The sequence below is a fragment of the Micromonospora coxensis genome, from assembly GCF_900090295.1.
Classification (GTDB): Bacteria; Actinomycetota; Actinomycetes; order Mycobacteriales; family Micromonosporaceae; genus Micromonospora; species Micromonospora coxensis.
Map to the genome: position 1 here is coordinate 6,552,930 of NZ_LT607753.1, position 17,862 is coordinate 6,570,791.

Genomic DNA, 17,862 nt, shown 5'->3' on the forward strand with positions numbered 1-17,862 from the left:
CGAGACGGACGCGACCCGACGAGAGGACGGACCATGACGGCGCTGGAGGAGGTCTCCACCCACCTGCCGGCGGAGCGGACGCCGGTCGCGCAGATCCTGACCGAACTCGACCACAGCCCGGCGCAGATCGGGCTCTACCGGCGCTACTACGGCTTCGCCGAGGTCCGCCGGGACCCCCGGGCCACCGTCGGCGACCTGCTGCTGGCCGCCGCGCGCAAGCTGGAACACCTGCGGGGCCGCGAGGAGCAGGTGCGCTACCTGGCGTACGCCCCGACGATCCAGCTGGCCGCGCCGTACCCGACCGACGTCCTCGGCCAGGTCCGCGACGCGCTCGGCCTCACCCACGCCGCCGCGTTCTCGCTGACCCAGCACGCGTGCGCGTCCGCCCTGCTGGCCGTGGACGCCTGCGGGAAGCTGCTGGCCGCCGACGGCGACCCGGACGCGCTGGCGCTGGTGCTCGCCGGGGAGAAGACGTTCACCCGGGTCACCCGGCTGATGCCGAACTCGGCGGTGATGGGGGAGGCGACCGCCGCCGTCCTCGTCCGGCCCGGCGGCGACCGGGACCGGGTGCTCGGGTACGCGACCCGTACGTACAGCGAGTTCCACGTCGGCCCCTTCGAGCCACCCGACCTGGCCGCGCGCTTCGACGAGCTCTACCCGACGGCGCTGGCCGAGGTGATCGAGGCGGCCCTGGACGCGTCCGGACTGACCGCCGCCGAGCTGACGCTCGTGCTGCCGCACAACGTCAACAAGATGTCCTGGTACCGGGTCGCCCGGATGATCGGGCTGCCGGTGGAGCGGATCCTGCTCGACAACGTGCCCGTGCTCGGCCACTGCTTCGGCGCCGACCCGTTCGTCAACTACCGCACCGCGCAGGAGCTGGGACGGTTGGACCCCGGCGACCACTATCTGATGACCTCGGTCGGCGTCGGCGCGACCTTCTCGGCGATGGTGTTGCGGCGCTGATGACGATGACCGAGGACTTCCGCGCCACGCTGCGCACCGCGCTGACCGGCCGGCCCGACACGCCGCTGGTCCTGCTCGGCAACTTCGAGGTCGAGGACGAGTGGGCCCGCACCGAACGGGGCCTGCCCCGGCTCACCGTGGGTGGCTCCGGCCGGGCCGTGGTCAACCGGATGGACGAGTTCGCGCTGCTGCTCGCCGCCGAGGGCGACCGGGTGGTGCTCAAGGCCGCCCCCGACCCCGACCACCTCGCCCAGTTGGCGGAGCTGGGCCTCACGCTGCCGCACATCCTGGTGCCGCGCGCGCAGGATCCGCAGCGTACGGTCGGCGCCGACGCGCTCGCCGACGACGCCCTGGTCGCGATGCTCGGCACGCTGGGTCGCGCCGGCTTCCGGCTCGCGCCGCACGGGGTCTCCGCCGTCGAGGAAGAGCTGTCCGGTCGGGCGGGGCTGCCGCTGGCCGCGCCGTCCGCCGCGATCTGCAAGGCGGTGAACAGCAAGGTCTACAGCCGCCGGCTCGCCACCGACCTCGCGCTGCGGCAGCCGCCGGGGCGTACCTGCGTCACCCTCGACGAGTTGGCGGACGCGCTCGCCTGGGCGGCCCGGGTGATCGACGCCGGCGGTCGGGTGGTGGTCAAGGACGCGTTCGGTGTCTCCGGCAAGGGCATCACCGTGGTCGACGCCGGCCGCCGGCTCGACCAGGTACGGCGGATGGTGCACTCCCGGGCCGCCCGCAGCGGCCGCACCGACGTGGCGCTCGTCGTCGAGGAGTGGGTGGCCAAGCGCACCGACCTGAACTACCACTTCGTGGTGGGCCGCGACGGCACGGTCAGCGTCGACTTCGTCAAGGAGGCCCTGACCGACGACGGCGTGCACCAGGGCCACCGCTTCCCGGCCCGCCTCAGCGCGACCCAGGTCGCCGAACTCGTCGCCGCCGCCGAGGCGATCGGCGGGCGGCTGGCCCGCGACGGCTACTTCGGTGTCGTCGGCGTCGACGCCATGGTGGACCCGGACGACGGCCTGTATCCGATCGTCGAGATCAACGCCCGCAACAACATGTCCACCTACCAGATCGTGGTGCAGGAGCGGCTCGTGCCGCCCGGCGCCGAGGTGCTGGCCCGGCACTACCCGCTGCGGACACCCGGGCCGCTGCCGTTCGCGGCCCTGCGCCGGCTGCTCGACGGTGTCCTGCTCACCCCGGGCCACCGGACCGGCCTGGTGGTGACCGCCTTCGCCACGGTCAACGCCGCCCCGCCGGACGGCCGCCTGTACGCCCTGCTCGTGGCCGACACGACGGCGCGGTTGACCGCGCTCGACGCCGAGGTCACCCGGCGCCTGACCACCGTCACCGAGGAGACGAGATGACCGACCACGCCGCGCTGGCCGAGGAGTACGGCACCCCGCTGTTCGTCTACGAGGCCGACACGATCGCCGCGCAGTACACGGGCCTGCGGCAGCGGCTGCACCCGGCGATGGACGTCTTCTACTCGCTCAAGGCCAACCCGAACCTGGCGCTCTGCGGCCAGCTGCGCGCGCTCGGCGCCGGCGCCGAGGTGTCGTCGCTGCTCGAACTGACCACCGCCCGCGAGGCCGGCGTGCCGCCGGGCGACATCGTCTTCCCCGGTCCCGGCAAGAGCCGCGAGGAGATCGCCGCCTGCCTGGACGCGGGGATCTACGCGATCATCTGTGAGTCGTTCGAGGAGCTGGAACTGGTCGACGAGCTGGCCCGGGAACGCGGCGTCCGGGCCCGGGTCGCGCTCCGGGTCAACCCGGCCTTCGCCGTCAAGGGCTCCGGCCTGACCATGGGCGGCAAGCCCCGGCAGTTCGGCATCGACGAGTCGCAACTGTTCGCCCTGCCCGGTCTGCGCCTGGCCCACCTGCGCGTGGTCGGGGTGCACGTCTACCTGGGCACCCGGATCCTCGACGAGGCGGTGATCGCCGAGAACACCCGGCGCATCCTGACGCTCGCCGAGCGCCTCGCGGCGCACCTGGACTTCCCGCTGGAGTTCGTCGACGTCGGCGGCGGGCTCGGCGTGGCCTACTTCGACGGCGAGCGCGACCTGTCCGTGGCGCGCCTCACCGACCTGGTCAACCCGGTGGTCGCCGACTTCCACGACCGGCACCGCTCCACCCGGCTGATCATGGAACTCGGCCGGTACCTCGTCGCGCCGGCCGGCACGTACCTGGTCCGGGTGCGGTACGTGAAGACCTCGATGGGTGAGCGCTTCGCGGTCACCGACGGCGGCACCCACCAGCACATGGCGGCGGTCGGCATCGGCTCGTTCGTCAAGCGCGACTTCCCGCTGCGCCTGCTCGGCCGGCCCGCCGACGGCCCGCTCGCCCGGTGGACGGTGACCGGCCCGCTGTGCACCCCGAACGACACCCTGGCCCGGGCCGCCGAGCTGCCCGACCTGCGCCGGGGCGACCTGCTCGGCGTGCTCCGCTCCGGCGCGTACGGCCCGAGCGCCTCGCCGACGCTGTTCCTCGGACACGGCCATCCCGCCGAGGTCCTGGTGCGCGACGGCGTCGGGCACCTGATCCGGCACCGCGACCAGGTGGCGGACCTGCTCCGCCAGCAGAGAAGCCTCGTCACCACGGGAGGAGACCCACGATGACCACAGCCGACATGGACCGCGACCAGCTCGCCGAGCGGACGGTCCGGGTGCTGGCCGGCGTGGTGCAGCGCGACCCGCAGACGCTGCACCAGGACACCCGGCTCTTCGCCGACCTCGGCATGGACTCGACGAACGCGCTCGAACTGCTGATGACGCTGGAGGACGAGTTCGGTTTCGAGTTCGACCCCGAGACGCTCGAGTCGCGGCACCTGGAGACGGTCGGCTCCCTCACCGACTACATCGTCGAGCAGGCGGGCGGCTGAGCCGTGTACGTCACCGGGGACCACGCGCCGCACGCGCACCGGCCGGTCGACGCGGACACGGCCCGCTCGACCGGGCGGCGCGCGCCGCGCGCGCCGCTGCGGCTGGCTCGGGTGATCACCGACCCGGCCGGCGCCACCGGCTCCGGTGGCCGCTACAGCCCGGCGCTGGCCGACTACCTCGCCGACCTGGCGCGACTGCACGGCCTGCGCCGAGGGCCGGACGACTTCGCGGGCGTCGCGCGCACCACCTTCACCGACCTGGTCCGCCCGCTGGTGACCGAGGTCGCCGACGCGCCCGTCGACCTGATCGTGCTCGCCCACGTCACCCCCGACGCCGAGCCGGGCTGGCCGGCGAGCTTCCTGACCGGCGCCCTGCCGGGCGAGCCGCTGGCGTTCGCGGTGGCCGACCAGGGGGTCGCCGCGCCGTTCACGGCGCTGCGCGTCGCCGCCGCGTACGCCCGTGCCGACCGGTTCGAGCGGGTGCTGGTCGTGCTGCTGGACCAGGGCACCTTCCTCACCGCCGGGCCGCCGCCGCAGGTCGGCGCTGGGCTGGTCGCGCTGGTGCTGGACCGGGGCGGCACGCTGGGGGAGATGTCCACCCGGGTCGTCGCGGGGGTGCCGCCACCGCGGGCCCGGTCCGTCCTCGCGTCGTCGCTGGCCGACTTCGCCGGCACGCTGGTCACCGGCGCCGCGCTGTCCCCGCCGGACGGACCACAAGGGACCGCGCCGGGCCCGGTCGGGCTACCGGGGAGCGGGCTCGGCCCGGTCGGGCTGCCGGAGACCGCGCCCGGCCCGGTCGGGCTACCGGGGAGCGGGCTGGGCCCGGTCGAGCTGCCGGGGACCGGGCTCTGGCGGGAGCTGACCGACCGGCTGGCCGGCGGCGGGCCGGTGGCGCTCGCCGACTACGACCCCGCCGCCCGGTGCCTGGGGATCTGCGTCGTGGCGCCGCCGGACGCGGAGCCGGCGTCGTGAGCGCGCACGGCTGGCGGCGGTGCCGGCAGGTGGCCCGTACCGGGAGCGTCGCCGACGCCCTGCGGGTGATCGGCCCGCACCGCACGGGGTGGGGCCGCCACCTCATCGTTCCGGCCGGCCCGGACCGGCCGCCCGCCGTCGCCGACCCGCTGCTCGCCGCCGAAGGGCTCGCCGTGGTACGCCGAGCGGCCGGCCCGCACCCGCCGGGCGCCGCCGAGGTGGCCGCCGCGCGGGAGGTGACGCTCGCGACGGCCTGGCTGCGGCTGGGGCTCTCCGAGCGGCTGCTCGACGACTGTCTCGGGTACCTGCACGGACGCACCACCGGCGGCGAGCCGCTGATCGGCCAGCAGTTGGTCCGCGGCGAACTCGCCGAGATCCGGATGGACCACCTGGAGGTCGCCGCCGTGCTCGACGACGCGCCACCGAGCGACGCCCAACTCCTCGACGCGCACCGCCGGATCACCGGCGCCGACCGGTCGCTGCTGCGCCTGCTCGGCGCGAGCGGCTTCGTCGCCGACGGCCCGGGCCGGATCGCGTACGTCTCCGAACTGCTCGCCGACGCGTACGCCGGAGGGGACCGCGATGTATGAACTGGACGGACGGCTGACCGCGCTGCGTACCCTGGCCGCGGACTGGGCCGGCGACCTCGCCACGGTCGCGACGGACCTCGACCACGACCCGGACGCCGTGCACCGCGTGCTCGACACGCCGGTGATGCGCCACCTCGCCACCGCCCGGTACGCCCCGAGCGCCGACACGCCGCCGCTGACCGCTGCCGGGCACCGGTTCCACCTGGACAGCGTGCTCGAACAGGTAGTGTTCTTCGAGGAACTGGCCGTGGTCGACGTCGGCGCCGTCCTCGCCGCTCCCGGAGCGCCGATGGCCGGCCCGCTGGTGGACCTGCTGGGGGACGAGGAGCAACGTGAGTGGCTCTTCGCACAACTGCGCAGCACACCGACCTGGGTCTTCTTCGCGCTCACCGAGCCGGCGCACGGCTCCGACGCCGCCGGTCTGACGACCCGGTTGGACCCGGACGGCGACGGCTTCCGGCTGACCGGCGTCAAGCGGTACGTCGGCAACGCCCCGCGCGCCCGGCTCGGCGTGGTCTTCGCGCGGGTCCGGCCCGGGCCGCTGGGCCTGCGGGCGGTGCTGGTCACCGCCCCGGCGCCAGGTCTGACGATCGAGGCGCTGCCCACCATCGGGCTGCGCGGCGCGGCGCTCGGTGCGATCACCATGTCGTCGGTCCCGATCGCCGAGGACCGGGTCCTCGGCCGCCACCTGCCCGCCAGCCGGCGTGGTGTGCTCGGCTGGGTGCGCGTGTTCAACCGCATCCGCCCCCGGGTCGCCGCCATGGGGATCGGCATCGCCCGCGCCGCCTGCGAGTACGTGCGCGAACACCGGCGGACCCTGCGGACGGCCGAACGCGACCGGCTCGACGCGCTGTGCCGACGCGTCGAGTCGGTCCGACAACTCAACCTGGCCGCCGCCACGGCGGTGGACGCCGACCCGGCGGACGGCCGGCTGGCCTCCGCCGCCAAGGCCCGGGCCGCCCGGCTGGCCGAGGACGTCACGCTGGCCGGCCTGGAGTTCTTCGGCCCCGGCGCCCGCCTCGACCACCCGCTGCTCGGCAAGCTGGCCCGCGACGCCCGCGGCGTGGAGTTCATGGAGGGCGCGTCGAACGTGCAGAAGCTGATCGTCTCCCGAGACCTGATCCGGAGGGGTCGTCCGACATGACACACGAGACCTGGGACGTGCCGGGCGCGAACGGCGCCTCGGTGCGACGGGCCATCGTCCGACTGGCCGTCCCGATGGCGTTCGCCGAGGTGGCGGGCCTGGTGGTGCTGGTCGGCGTGATGGCGCTGATGGGCCGGATGGGCGAGGAGGCGCTCTACGTCCGGGCGCTGTACCTGCCGATCGGCCACCTGTTCATCGCGGTCTACGTCGCCTTCGGCTTCAGCAACCAGGTCGCGGCGGCGATCAGCCGGGGGCGGGGCCGACCCGAGGACGTCGCGCCGATGGCGATGAGCTTCGTGCGCATGTGGGCGGTGGCGTCCGTGGTGCTGGTGGCCGCCACCCTGCTGGCCGCCCCGCTGCTCGCGGACGCCTTCGACGTGCCGGACGCCTCCCGGCCCGACTTCGTGGCGTTCCTGCGCTGGATGGCGGTGGCGGAGCTGCTCCAGGTGGCCTCGATCCTCTGCTCGTCCAGCCTGCGCGGCTTCGGGCACGCGGGCGCCGGCGCCGCCGTGGTGGTGGTGAGCGCCGTCGTGCAGTTCGCCGGGGTGGCCCTGCTCGGGCTGGCGGCCGGGATGGGCGCGATGAGCGTCCCGCTGTCCATCGCGGTGGGCGCGGTCGTCGGCGCGCTGCTCGGGGTGGGGCTGATGCGCCGGCACGGCCTGATCCGCTTCGGCGCGGAGCTGACCCGCTGGCACCCGGAGTCGGTGCGCCACATCCGGTCGGTCGGCCTGCCGGTGGCCACCACGCAGCTCATTCTCTTCGGCGCCAACTTCGGTCTGCTCTGGGTGCTCGGCGACTTCGGCCCGCGGGTGATCGCCGGCTTCTCCAGCGCGGTGACCCTGCAGTTCCTGGTGCTGATGCCGGCGATCGTGCTGGGCTCGGCGACGGCGATCGTGCTCAACCAGCAGCGCGGCGCGGGACGCGCCGACTGGCTGCCGGGCACCATGCACCACGGGCTGGCCATCACGGTCGGGGTCTACCTGCTCGTCTCCGTCGTCATGTGGGCCGGCAGCGACCTGTTCGGCCGGCTGATGACGGACTCGCCGGGCATCGCCGACCAGACCGCGCTGTACCTGAGCACCGTCGGCCTCACCTACGTCCTGATGGGACCGGTGCTCACCTCGCTGACGGTGATGGAGCAGATCGGCTCGGGCCTGCTCGCGGTCGTGCTGAACCTGGTGTACTTCGCCGCGATCGTCGTGATCGGCGCGCTCGTCGTGGCGGCCGTGCCGGAGCCGGTGGCGCTCTACCGGACCATCGCCTGGTGCAACCTCGCCGGCGTCGTCGTGGTGCTGGCCGGTCTGCACGCGGTGCGCCGGGCGAGCCGGCTGCCGGCTCCCACCGGGCCGGCCCCGGCGCCGGTCGGTGGTGGCCCGGCATAACCGGCGTGCACCCGACGCGCGGGGTCTGCGGCGAGTCCGTCGCAGGCCCCGGCCCGTCCACGCCGTCCGACGGGGTGGTCCACCTCTGGCCGATCGCGCTGGACCAGCCGCCGTCGGTGGTGGCGGCGCTGCACGCCAGCCTGGACCCGGGGGAGCGCCGCGCGGCGGACCACGGCGACGCCGCGCTGCACCGCCGGTTCGTCGTCGCCCGGGGCGTGGCGCGGGCCGTGCTCGGTGCGTACCTGGACCGGCCGGCGGCGTCGCTGCGCTGGTCGACCGGCCGCTGGGGCAAGCCGGCCCTGGCCGACGCGCCGGCGCTGCGCTTCAACCTCGCGCACACCGCCGATGTCGCGGTGCTCGCGGTCAGCGGAGGACGCCCGGTGGGCGTCGACATCGAGCGTCGACGGCCCGAGCTTCCCGCCGTGGCCCTCGCCGAGCGGTACTTCCCTGCGGTCGAGCGGGATCTCGTCCGTACCGGTGGCCGGGACGCCTTCCTGCGCCTGTGGACCCGCAAGGAGGCCTGGACCAAGGCGGCGGGGGACCGGATGGGGCGGGGTCTGGCCCTGCCGGTCGCCGGCGCCGGCCCCGTCCTGCCGGTGCGGGACCCGACCGGGCGGATCCCCGGGAGTTGGCTGTTGCACGACCTGCCGGCCCCGCCCGGGTACGCCGCCTGCGTCGCGCTCGCCGGGGCCCTGCCGGTCCGTCCACTCTGGCCTGCCACAACCGTTTCGACATCACCATTCTGGCATTTAAACATCCCGGATCGGTGTTTCTTTCACGTTGCGGAGCCCTTCTGTCCGACGTGACGACTCCTTGTCCGGATGGCAGGATCGGCGACATGGCGCTTCGTTATCTCGGCAACGGCCCCTATTGCACGGCGAACTCGCTCTCCATCATTTTCGGGGATGACGGACCGGGGCCCGCGACAATTGAGGTGCTGACCGGCTCGCCGTATGGGATTTCCATTCACGGCGATGACGAGCACACATATTTCACGCCGGACCGGTGGAATCCGGAGTTCGGCATGACCAGGGCGCTCGACCTGCTCGGGTGGGAGTGCGACCGCAGCGCCGGCTCGGCCGACGACGCCGTCGCGGTCCTGCGCCGGGCCAGCCGGGAGTCGCCGGTGCTCGTCGGTCCGGTCGAGATGGGGCTACTGCCGTACATCCCCGGTCTCGGCCGGGCGATCGGCGCCGACCACAACGTGGTGGTCGTCGGCATGGAGGGCGACCTGGTGCGGGCGCACGACGTGCAGGGCTGGCCGTTCGTCACGATGCCGCTGGAGAGCCTGCTCAAGGCGTGGCAGGCGGACACCTTCGCGTACCGGGTCGAGGCGTACGCGGTGCGCGCGAACTTCCGTCGCTCCCGGCGGGTCGACCCGCACACCGCGCTGCGCCGGTCGCTGCCGACCGCGATCGACCTGCTGGACGGGCCGGCGTCGGCCGCCGCCGCCGAACGGTCGGCGCGGATCGTCGAGGCCGGCCTGACCAACATGCAGTACAAGTACCTGGTCGAGTACCAGGTGCAGGCCGGCGCCCGGCGCCTCGCCGACGCCACGGTGCTGCTGGAGGAGATCGGATGCCGCCGCGCGGCAGCGGTCACCGACCGGCAGGCCCTGTTGATCGGCTCGCTGCAACTGCAGCTGGTGACGCACCAGACGGCCCAGGCGGCGGCGACCTTCCGGGAACTGGCGCCCACCTATGCCCGGCTCCGACGGGCACTGATCGAGGATCTCGATTAGCCGCGCTGCGGACGGCGCGAATTCGGAGATTCAATCCCAGCGAAAGGTTGGTTTCATGTCCACGTCCATGGCACAGGATTCCGCCGCCCTTTCCGCCGCCATCGGAAAGGTGATGGGCGACGTTCTCCAGCGCGGTGCGCTGGCCCCGAACGACGATTTCTTCGACAGTGGCGGCGATTCGCTGCGCGCCATTGAAGTGCTGCAGCGGATGGTCTCCGCGGACGGAATTCCGTCCGCCGTCGGATCGACCGACATGCAGGCGATCCTGCTGGAGGAGATCTTCGAGAAGCCGACGCCCTCGGCACTGGCGGCGGTGGTGAGTGAGCACCTGCGCTGACCGACGACCCGCCGACCGGCCGGCTACCGAGGGAGGGTGGATGTTCATCGAACCGCGTGACGCCCACGCGCCCGCCGTGCGGGTGGCCACGCCGGGCGGCGCCGGGACCGACACCAGTTGGGCGGCCCTCCGCGACACCGCCGCGGCCGTGTCCGACCGGGCCCGACGGCTGCGCCGCGACGCCCCGGTCGTCGTGGTGGTCGACGGGACGGCGGAGAGCATCGCGACCGTGCTCGGCCTGGTCGACGCCGGCGTGGACGTCCTGCTGCTGGAGGAGCGCAGCTCGCACCTGGCCGATCCGCGGTCACCGGTGCACCGCCTCGCGAGCCCGGCCGTCATCGGCCCACCGTCGATGCCGGACGCCTCGACGCCGCACGGGCCGGTCCGGCTCAGCTACGAGGCGGTGCGGCAACCGGGCCGGCTGCCTGCCGGGGCGGTCGGCGGATCGGCCGGGGCGACGACTCCGAGCCGTCCCGGCGAGATCCTGCAACTCACCTCGGGCTCCACCGGTCAACCGCGTATCGCCCGGCAGACCCTCGACAACGTGCTCGCCGGCGCCCGGGCGTACTGCGAGCTCTTCCGGATCACCGGCGCGGACGTCGTGCTGGTCGCCGTGCCGGTGGCGCACTCCTACGGCCTGGCCGGCACGCTCGCCGCGCTGCTCTCGCAGGCGCTGCTGGTCACGCTGCCCCGGTTCAGCATCCGGTCGCTGGTCGCCGGGCTGGACGAGGGAGCGACCGTGCTGCTCGGCACGCCGCTGCTCTACAAGCTGCTGGTCCCCGTGCTGGCGGCGCGACGACGACCGACCCGGGTGCGGACCGCGCTGTCCGCCGGCGGGCCGCTCGACGCCGACACCGCCGCCCGCATCGGTGACCTGCTGGGCAGCCCGATCCGGCAGATCTACGGCATCACCGAGGCGGGACTGGTCGCCTGCGTGCCGCAGGCGCTCACCGACTGGCCGGCCGGGTCGGTCGGGCCCGCCGCCCCCGGCGTCACCCTGCGCATCGAGGGTGAGGCCGCCACCGACGCGGCGGACCCGACGGCGACCACCGGCGTCGGCGGACCGGCCCGCACCGGCCGTCTCCTGGTGCGCACCCCGGCGCTGTTCCGCGGCTACTGGGGCACACCGGAGCGGGGGCTGACCGACGACGGCTTCTACGACACCGGCGACGTCGTCCGCCTCGACGCGGACGGGCACCTGTTCGTGCTCGGCCGCAAGGACAGCTTCGTCAACGTCGGCGGCCGCAAGGTGAACCCGCGCCGCGTCGAACAGGTGCTCACCGGGCACCCGCACGTGCGGGAGGCGTTCGTCTACGGCGCGGAGCGGCCCGACGGCGAGCAGGAGATCCACGCGGCCGTGGTGCTCGACCCGGCCAGCACGGCCGAGGAGGTGCTGGCGCACTGCCGGGCCGCCTCGCTGATGCCGTACGAGGTGCCGCACCACGTCCACACCATCGACCGGCTGCCGCGCAGCGGCATGGGCAAGGTCGACCGGCAGCGGCTGCTCGCCCTGGTCGCCCGGCCCTCGCCCGGCCCGGCAGCACCCGTCCATCCGTGAGACACACCTACCTGGGGGTGACCCGATGACCACCACTGCTTCCCGCGAACCGCGCAGCATCGACGGAGTCGGCGAGACCGCGCTGTGGATGGCCGCAGCCCGGGCCCGCGAGAGCCGGCGACCCGACCGGCTCTTCGAGGATCCGTACGCCGAGAAGCTCGCCGGCCCGCGCGGACCCGACCTGCTGCGCTACTACCACACCTCGCGCGGCGCGGACACCGGCAACCCGTACCTGGCGATCCGGCACCGCTGGTTCGACGAGTTCCTGCTCGAGTCGGCGACGCCCGGCTGCCAGGTCGTCGGGCTCGGCGCCGGGCTGGACACCCGCGCCTACCGGCTGGACTGGCCGGCCGACACCGTGCTGTACGAGGTGGACAAGGCCGCGGTGCTGGCGTACAAGGCCGAACACCTGTCGGCGGGCGACGACGCGGCGCGCTGCGAGCGCCGGCTGGTGCCGGCCGACCTCAGCGAGGACTGGCTGGCCGCGCTGCGCGAGGCGGGCTTCGACCCGCAGCGCCCCTCCGTGTGGTTCGCCGAGGGCGTCTTCTTCTACCTGCCCGAGGAGAAGGCCGCGCAGGTCCTGCGCGACGTGCAGGGCGTCTCGGCGCCGGGCAGCCGGATCGCCATCGACGTCATCGGCACCGGCATCTTCCGGTTCCCGTACATGCAGGACTACCTGCAGCGGCTGGCGGACGCGGGCGCGCCGTGGCGGTGGGGCACCGACGACCCGGCGGCCTGGATGCGCGCCTGCGGCTGGACGGCGGACGCGGTCCTCGAACCGGGCAACAAGGGAGCCAGCTTCGGCCGGTGGAGCGAGGACGCCTCACCGCCGGACGTGCCGAACCTGCCCCGGATCTACCTGATCAGCGCCCGCCCGGGCACCGACTGACCGGTGATGGCCCACGAACCTGCGGCGGCGGCCGGGATCGCCAGCGTGGACGACCTGCGCCGACTGGCCCGTGCGAGACTCCCCGGCCCCGTCTGGGACTACGTGACCGGCGGCGCCGGGGAGGAACGGACGGTCCGGGCCAACCGCGACGCGTTCCGCCGGCTCACGCTGCTGCCCCGGGTGCTCGTCGACGTGGCCGCGCGGGACCCGCGCACCACCGTCCTGGGCACCGGGGTGGCCGCGCCGGTCGGCATCGCGCCGACGTCGTACCAGAGCCTCGCGCATCCGGACGGGGAACTGGCCACCGCCCGGGCCGCCGGCTCGCGTGGTCTGCTCGACGTGGTGAGCGTCTTCTCCAGCGTGTCGCTGGAGGACGTCGCCGGGGCGGCCACCGGACCGCTGTGGTTCCAGCTCTACTGCCTGCGGGACCGGGGGGTGACCCGGGAGCTGGTGCAGCGGGCCGCCGCGGCCGGCTACCGCGCGCTCGTGCTCGGCGTCGACCTTCCGGTGATCGGCTACCGAGACCGGGACATCCGCAACCGGTTCCAACTGCCCCCCTCGGTGGCCCCGGTCAACCTGCCGGCCGACGTCGCCCCCGGCGGCAGCGTCCTGGACGAGCTGAACCGGGCCCTGGTGGACCCGGCGCTGACCTGGCGCGACGTCGAGTGGATCCGGGAGATCAGCCCGCTGCCGCTGGTGGTCAAGGGGATCGTCGCCGCCGACGACGCCGACCGGGCCGCGCGCATCGGCGCCGACGCGGTGCTGGTCTCCAACCACGGCGGACGGCAACTGGACGGCGCCCCGGCGAGCATCACCGCGCTGCCGGACGTGGTGAGCGCGGTGGCCGACCGGTGCGAGGTGTACCTCGACAGCGGCGTCCGCCGGGGCACCGACGTGCTGGCGGCGGTGGCCCGGGGCGCCCGGATGGCGTTCGTCGGCCGCCCGGTCATGTGGGGGCTGGCCGCCGGCGGGGAGGACGGGGTGCGCGCCGCCCTCGACCTGTACCTGACCGAACTCGACCTGGCCATGGCGGTGTGCGGGTGCCCGGACGTGCCGAGCATCGGGCCGCACCTGCTCGGGCCGACCGACCCGCCGGGCGACCGCCCGGCCGACAGGTAGGACGACCGCGTCCCGACGGACCGTCGTGCCGACGATAGCGAGGGGTTACTGGTGGATCCGTTTGTCCGTACGGCCGACAAGGCGCCGTACCACCGTCTGTGGACCGAGCAGAACCAGAGCCAGCCGCCGGAGACCGCCATCGACAGTCCGCTGCTGACCCTGGAACACACCTCGGACGTCAACCCGCTCGAACCCGAGCAGGTCAGCGAGGCCCGGCGGGTGCTGCGACAGCGCCGCGCCCTCGTCGACGGCTCCCATGCCGAGCTGCGCGAGTCGGTGATCCAGGGCCAGCGGCACGTGGTGGAGCGGTTCCTCGCCGGCCGGCGGGCCCGCTTCGGCATCGCGCAGAGCCGCCCGCTCGACGACGTGCCGGCGCTGGTGCGCGAGGGCCGCGACATCTTCATCGTGGTCAAGTTCATGGACGAGCGGCCCCACCTCGCCGCCACCCTGGCGTCGCTGGTGCACCAGCGCGACGTCGACCTCGGCCGGGTGGTGATCCTGGCGGTGGACGGCAACTCGACCGACGGATCCGACACGGTCGTGGCCGACGCCATCGCGCGCAACCCCAGCGCGGCGCGCATCGCGTACCTCAACCAGAGCATGCCGGGCGCCGGCAACGCCGCCCGGCTCGGCATCGACACCTGCATCGCCACCGTGTACGAGATGTGCCGCGCCGACGGCCGCTGGGACCGGCTGCAGACCGCGACGATCGCGGTCTCCGACGGCGACACCGTCTACCACCCGTCCACGGTGGGCACGATCCGGCGGATGCTGGACGAGGACCCGACGGTCGACGCCGTCATGCCGTTCCTGACCTACAAGTTCACCGCCGCCCTGCGGTTGTTCCAGGACTACCGGCCGGCGGACCCGGAGGAGCTGCGCCGGTGCGCCGCCGGCACCGAGCCCGTCCCGGTCGACGTGGACCTGTCCGACCTGCACGCGCACCGGGCGCTGCCGCGCGCCGGCCGGCGGACCGACGGGGAGACCGTGCGGCTGACCGGCGCCGACGGCACGACGGTGAGCGTCGGGCTGTCGGCGGTGGACCCGTACGGGCGGCGGTTCGGCGTGCTCGCCGACCGGGCCGGCCGGCGCGGGTACCTCTTCGAGGACCGCAACCTGGTGCTCGCCGAGGCTCCGGTCTCCGGCTTCGACGCCGCCCTGGTCTTCCTGGAGAACGGTGGGGTCCGGCCGGACGAGAAGTGGCGCTGGCACACCGTGATCGGCCACGACCTCTTCCTGTACTGGTCCTTCGCGGGCATGGGGCTGCCGGAGCGCATGGTCTTCCCGGACACCAGCGACGCCCTCAAGACGGCCCGGGTGTGGAGCCTCGCCATCGGTGGGCAGCACCAGCTCCGCAGGCCGGGGCTGCGCATCGCCACCGGCAGCGACTACCAGTCCGGGCGGGTCCTGCAGGCGGTCGGCTGCACGGTGCGGCTCGGGCCGGCCGAGGTGTTCACCGAGACGGAGACCGACCGGCTGATCAAGATGATCCGCAACTTCGTCCGCCGGCAGTCGGTGTTCTACGGCGAGACGCGCAGCGCCGCGCTGGAACGCGCCACCGGCCTGTACGTGCACATGACCCGGATCCAGAACGAGATCGAGCGGGAACTGCGCGACGACTACGACGACGAGGTGTTCGCGCAGACGGCGTTCCCGGAGCGGGTGATCTTCCCGCTGCGGTGGATGCTGCAGAACGCCGTCCGGTACGCCGCGCACGGCGAGCCGGAGCACGAGACCGTCCGGGCCCGGGTGCTGCGGGTGATGTTCCGGCCCGACACGGCCGCCCGCATCGACCGCGACCTTCTCACCCCGGCCGCCCTGTCGGCGGTGGCCGACGCCACGTACCACCGGAAGCAGGAGCTGGCCGAGCGGGTCGCCGAGGCGATCATCACCGACCACTACGTGGAGATCATGGAGTTCTACCAGGCGACGCTGCGCGACTTCTTCGCCGCCCACGAGGTGCCGGAGCGCTGCTGGGCGTGGCTGCTCGACGGGGTGGGCGAGTCCCGCAACGCGCTGCGGGAGCAACCGCCCAAGGTGGACCCGGCCGCGGTCTGGGACGGCGCGGAGTTCGACATCGACGTCGCCCGGGGCCAGGTCGTCGGGCTACGGGAGCGACGCTGACGGGGATCCGGGGGACCGTCGGCGATGGACACGACGACAGGACAGGAGGAGCCATGAGGGCGGTTGTCACCGCCGGCCCCGACGGCACGCGGGAGGTCCACGACGTGTCGACCTCCGGCCCGGGGTCGGGGCAGGTGCGGATCAGGGTGCCGGCCGGCGGGCGGCCCGCCGTCGCGCCGGCGGACCGGGTGGTCGACGACCACGCGTCGCTCCCGGCCGGCCGCGGCGGGCGACGGTGACCGGCATGGTGGTCCGCTACGTCGGCGACGGTCCGAACTGCTACGCCGCCGCGCTGACCATGGCGCTCGGCCCGGCCGGTCCCGGTCCCGCCGCCATCGAGGTGCTCACCGGATCGCCGTACGGCCTGTCGCTGCACGGTCCGGACCTGCCGGTCTTCTCCCCGGCGGGGTGGAATCCGGAGATCGGCGTCGCGGCGGCGCTCGACCTGCTCGGCTGGACCTGCGAGCGGACCAGCGGTTCGGTCGACGAGGCGATCGCCCGCATCGCGCGGGCCACCCCGACCGATCCGGTCGTCACCGGCCCGCTCGAGATGGGGTTGCTGCCGCATCATCCCGGCCTGGGGCAGGCGATCGGCACGGAGCACTACCTCCTGGTCCTCGGGCTGGAGGGCGACGTCGTCCGGATGCACGACCCGCGCGGGTTCCCCTACGCGACGCTGCCCCTGGACTCGCTGCTCGCCGCGTGGCAGACCGACGCGTTCGTGTACCCGGTGGAGCCGTTCATCACCCGTAGCAGGTTCCGCCGGGCCCGCGAGGTCGACCTGGCCACCGCGCTGCGCGCCTCGCTGCCCGCGGCGCTGGGGTGGCTCACCGGCGCGGACGCCGCGTCCACCGCCGAACGGATCGCCCGGATCGTCGAGGACGGGCTCACCGACTCGCAGTACAAGTACCTCGTGGAGTACACGGTCAGCGGGGGCGCCCGCCGGCTCGGCGACGCTGCCGTGCTGCTCGCCGAGATCGGGTGTGTCGGCCCGGCCCGGGTCCTGGAGCACCAGGCCCGCCTCGTCGGAGCCCTTCAGCATCCGCTGGTGGCCGGGGACCGGGCCGCGGCGGCCGCGCTGTGGCGGGAGCTGGCGCCCACCTACGCGCACCTGTGCGACGAGTTGTCGCGGGTCCCGGCGGGGGGCCCCGCCGTGGCGGCCCCGTCCTGACGCCGCCGTACCTGCCGCAGGTGGTGGCGCCGGGCCTGATGCGGCGGAGGCGGCCGATTGCTGCCGGCGGCCTCCGCCCTCACCGCTCCGAGCCGTACCCGACCTAAGTGCAACCGATGGTTGCGTGAGGCGCCCTGCCCGGGTAGCGTCATGCGCAACCAAACGTTGCAGGAGGGTGTCATGGAGTACGGGACCATCGAGCGCGAGATCTACGTCGAGGCGTCGCCCGAGATCGTCTTCGAGGTGGTGAGCAGCCCCGAACACCTCAAGCAGTGGTGGCCCGACGACGCCCGGTACGACCCGACACCCGGCTCGACCGGGGAGATCGTCTTCGGCGACCGCGACGCCGGCGGGACGGTGGTGCCGTTCACCGTCGTCGACGCGCAACCGCCCCGGATGTTCGCGTTCCGCTGGACGCACCCGGCCGACCAGGTCGCGGCGGAGGGCAACTCGCTGCTGGTCACCTTCGCCCTCACCCCGTCCGGCAGCGGCACCCTGCTGAGGATGACCGAGACCGGCTTCCGCGAGATGGGCTGGGAGGCCGCGCTGCTGGAGCAGCAGTACCAGGACCACGTCAGCGGCTGGGACTTCTACCTGTCCCGGCTGGCGCCGTACATCGGGACCCTGGAGCTGCGGCCATGAGCACCACCCTGGCCCCGGAGGTCGACGACGACCTCTGGTCCGCGATCGGGGACCCGACCCGACGCCGGATGCTCGACCTGCTGCTCATCGAGGGCGACGGCACCGCGACCACGCTGAGCCAGCAGATGCCGGTCACCCGTCAGGCGGTGGCCAAGCACCTCACCGTCCTCGACCGGGTCGGCCTGGTCCGGGCGACGCCGGCCGGCCGGGAGAAGCGGTACCAGGTGGACGACGCCCAGCTCGCCCGCGCGGTGGCCCAACTGGCGTCGGTCGGATCCACCTGGGACGCCCGACTGCGGCGGATCAAGCGGATCGCCGAGGCGATCCAGCGCACCCGACAGGACTGACGACGA

Annotated in this window: 17 protein-coding genes and 1 pseudogene; all 18 read left to right on the plus strand. The window is 74.0% G+C overall.

Annotated elements, in window-relative coordinates; genetic code table 11:
* Positions 1-33: 33 nt before the first annotated feature.
* The 18 genes and pseudogenes from GA0070614_RS29040 to GA0070614_RS29125 all read left to right on the plus strand — a co-directional run bounded on the left by GA0070614_RS29040 (position 34) and on the right by GA0070614_RS29125 (position 17,856).
* A complete protein-coding gene (locus GA0070614_RS29040; RefSeq protein WP_088978935.1) occupies positions 34-966 on the plus strand; it encodes a 3-oxoacyl-[acyl-carrier-protein] synthase III C-terminal domain-containing protein in 933 nt (310 codons plus the stop codon).
* Entirely contained in the window at positions 966-2,327 is a 1,362-nt protein-coding gene (locus tag GA0070614_RS29045; protein ID WP_088978936.1) for a preATP grasp domain-containing protein, read from the plus strand. The genes GA0070614_RS29040 and GA0070614_RS29045 overlap by 1 nt, the downstream gene beginning before the upstream one ends.
* Positions 2,324-3,577 (plus strand): type III PLP-dependent enzyme, encoded by a 1,254-nt coding sequence (locus GA0070614_RS29050; RefSeq protein ID WP_088978937.1) that lies wholly within the window; start codon positions 2,324-2,326, stop codon positions 3,575-3,577. Before GA0070614_RS29045 ends, GA0070614_RS29050 begins: the two co-directional genes overlap by 4 nt.
* Complete coding sequence (locus GA0070614_RS29055) at positions 3,574-3,840, plus strand: acyl carrier protein (protein WP_088978938.1); 267 nt, start codon at positions 3,574-3,576, stop codon at positions 3,838-3,840. The genes GA0070614_RS29050 and GA0070614_RS29055 overlap by 4 nt, the downstream gene beginning before the upstream one ends.
* Positions 3,841-3,843: 3 nt before the next feature.
* On the plus strand, positions 3,844-4,812 hold the full coding sequence (locus GA0070614_RS29060) for a beta-ketoacyl-[acyl-carrier-protein] synthase family protein (protein ID WP_088978939.1): 969 nt from the start codon (positions 3,844-3,846) through the stop codon (positions 4,810-4,812).
* The gene (locus GA0070614_RS29065) at positions 4,761-5,402 is read left to right on the plus strand and encodes an acyl-CoA dehydrogenase family protein (RefSeq protein WP_088978940.1); all 642 of its coding nucleotides are present in this window, start codon (positions 4,761-4,763) and stop codon (positions 5,400-5,402) included. Before GA0070614_RS29060 ends, GA0070614_RS29065 begins: the two co-directional genes overlap by 52 nt.
* On the plus strand, positions 5,395-6,546 hold the full coding sequence (locus tag GA0070614_RS29070; protein WP_088978941.1) for an acyl-CoA dehydrogenase family protein: 1,152 nt from the start codon (positions 5,395-5,397) through the stop codon (positions 6,544-6,546). Before GA0070614_RS29065 ends, GA0070614_RS29070 begins: the two co-directional genes overlap by 8 nt.
* Positions 6,543-7,928 carry an MATE family efflux transporter gene (locus GA0070614_RS29075; protein ID WP_088978942.1) on the plus strand — a complete coding sequence of 462 codons (1,386 nt, stop codon included), beginning with the start codon at positions 6,543-6,545 and terminating at the stop codon, positions 7,926-7,928. Before GA0070614_RS29070 ends, GA0070614_RS29075 begins: the two co-directional genes overlap by 4 nt.
* Before the next feature lie 5 nt (positions 7,929-7,933).
* Positions 7,934-8,734 (plus strand): 4'-phosphopantetheinyl transferase family protein, encoded by an 801-nt coding sequence (locus GA0070614_RS29080; protein WP_231933430.1) that lies wholly within the window; start codon positions 7,934-7,936, stop codon positions 8,732-8,734.
* A 32-nt stretch (positions 8,735-8,766) separates the two neighbouring features.
* Complete coding sequence (locus tag GA0070614_RS29085; RefSeq protein ID WP_088978943.1) at positions 8,767-9,669, plus strand: hypothetical protein; 903 nt, start codon at positions 8,767-8,769, stop codon at positions 9,667-9,669.
* Positions 9,670-9,724: 55 nt separating this feature from the next.
* Entirely contained in the window at positions 9,725-10,006 is a 282-nt protein-coding gene (locus GA0070614_RS29090) for a phosphopantetheine-binding protein (protein ID WP_088978944.1), read from the plus strand.
* Between the two features lie 40 nt (positions 10,007-10,046).
* Positions 10,047-12,453 (plus strand): annotated as a pseudogene (locus tag GA0070614_RS29095) (SAM-dependent methyltransferase).
* Between the two features lie 6 nt (positions 12,454-12,459).
* Positions 12,460-13,572 carry an alpha-hydroxy acid oxidase gene (locus tag GA0070614_RS29100; RefSeq protein WP_088978945.1) on the plus strand — a complete coding sequence of 371 codons (1,113 nt, stop codon included), beginning with the start codon at positions 12,460-12,462 and terminating at the stop codon, positions 13,570-13,572.
* Between the two features lie 51 nt (positions 13,573-13,623).
* The gene (locus GA0070614_RS29105) at positions 13,624-15,696 is read left to right on the plus strand and encodes a glycosyltransferase family A protein (RefSeq protein ID WP_088978946.1); all 2,073 of its coding nucleotides are present in this window, start codon (positions 13,624-13,626) and stop codon (positions 15,694-15,696) included.
* Positions 15,697-15,749: 53 nt separating this feature from the next.
* Entirely contained in the window at positions 15,750-15,935 is a 186-nt protein-coding gene (locus GA0070614_RS29110) for a hypothetical protein (protein ID WP_088978947.1), read from the plus strand.
* A 5-nt stretch (positions 15,936-15,940) separates the two neighbouring features.
* Positions 15,941-16,867, plus strand: a complete 927-nt coding sequence (locus GA0070614_RS29115) for a hypothetical protein (RefSeq protein ID WP_088979734.1) — start codon at positions 15,941-15,943, stop codon at positions 16,865-16,867.
* Between the two features lie 180 nt (positions 16,868-17,047).
* Positions 17,048-17,509 (plus strand): SRPBCC family protein, encoded by a 462-nt coding sequence (locus GA0070614_RS29120; RefSeq protein ID WP_088978948.1) that lies wholly within the window; start codon positions 17,048-17,050, stop codon positions 17,507-17,509.
* Positions 17,506-17,856: an ArsR/SmtB family transcription factor gene (locus GA0070614_RS29125; protein ID WP_088978949.1), complete on the plus strand. Its 351-nt coding sequence runs from the start codon at positions 17,506-17,508 to the stop codon at positions 17,854-17,856. The genes GA0070614_RS29120 and GA0070614_RS29125 overlap by 4 nt, the downstream gene beginning before the upstream one ends.
* The last annotated feature ends 6 nt before the right edge of the window (positions 17,857-17,862 follow it).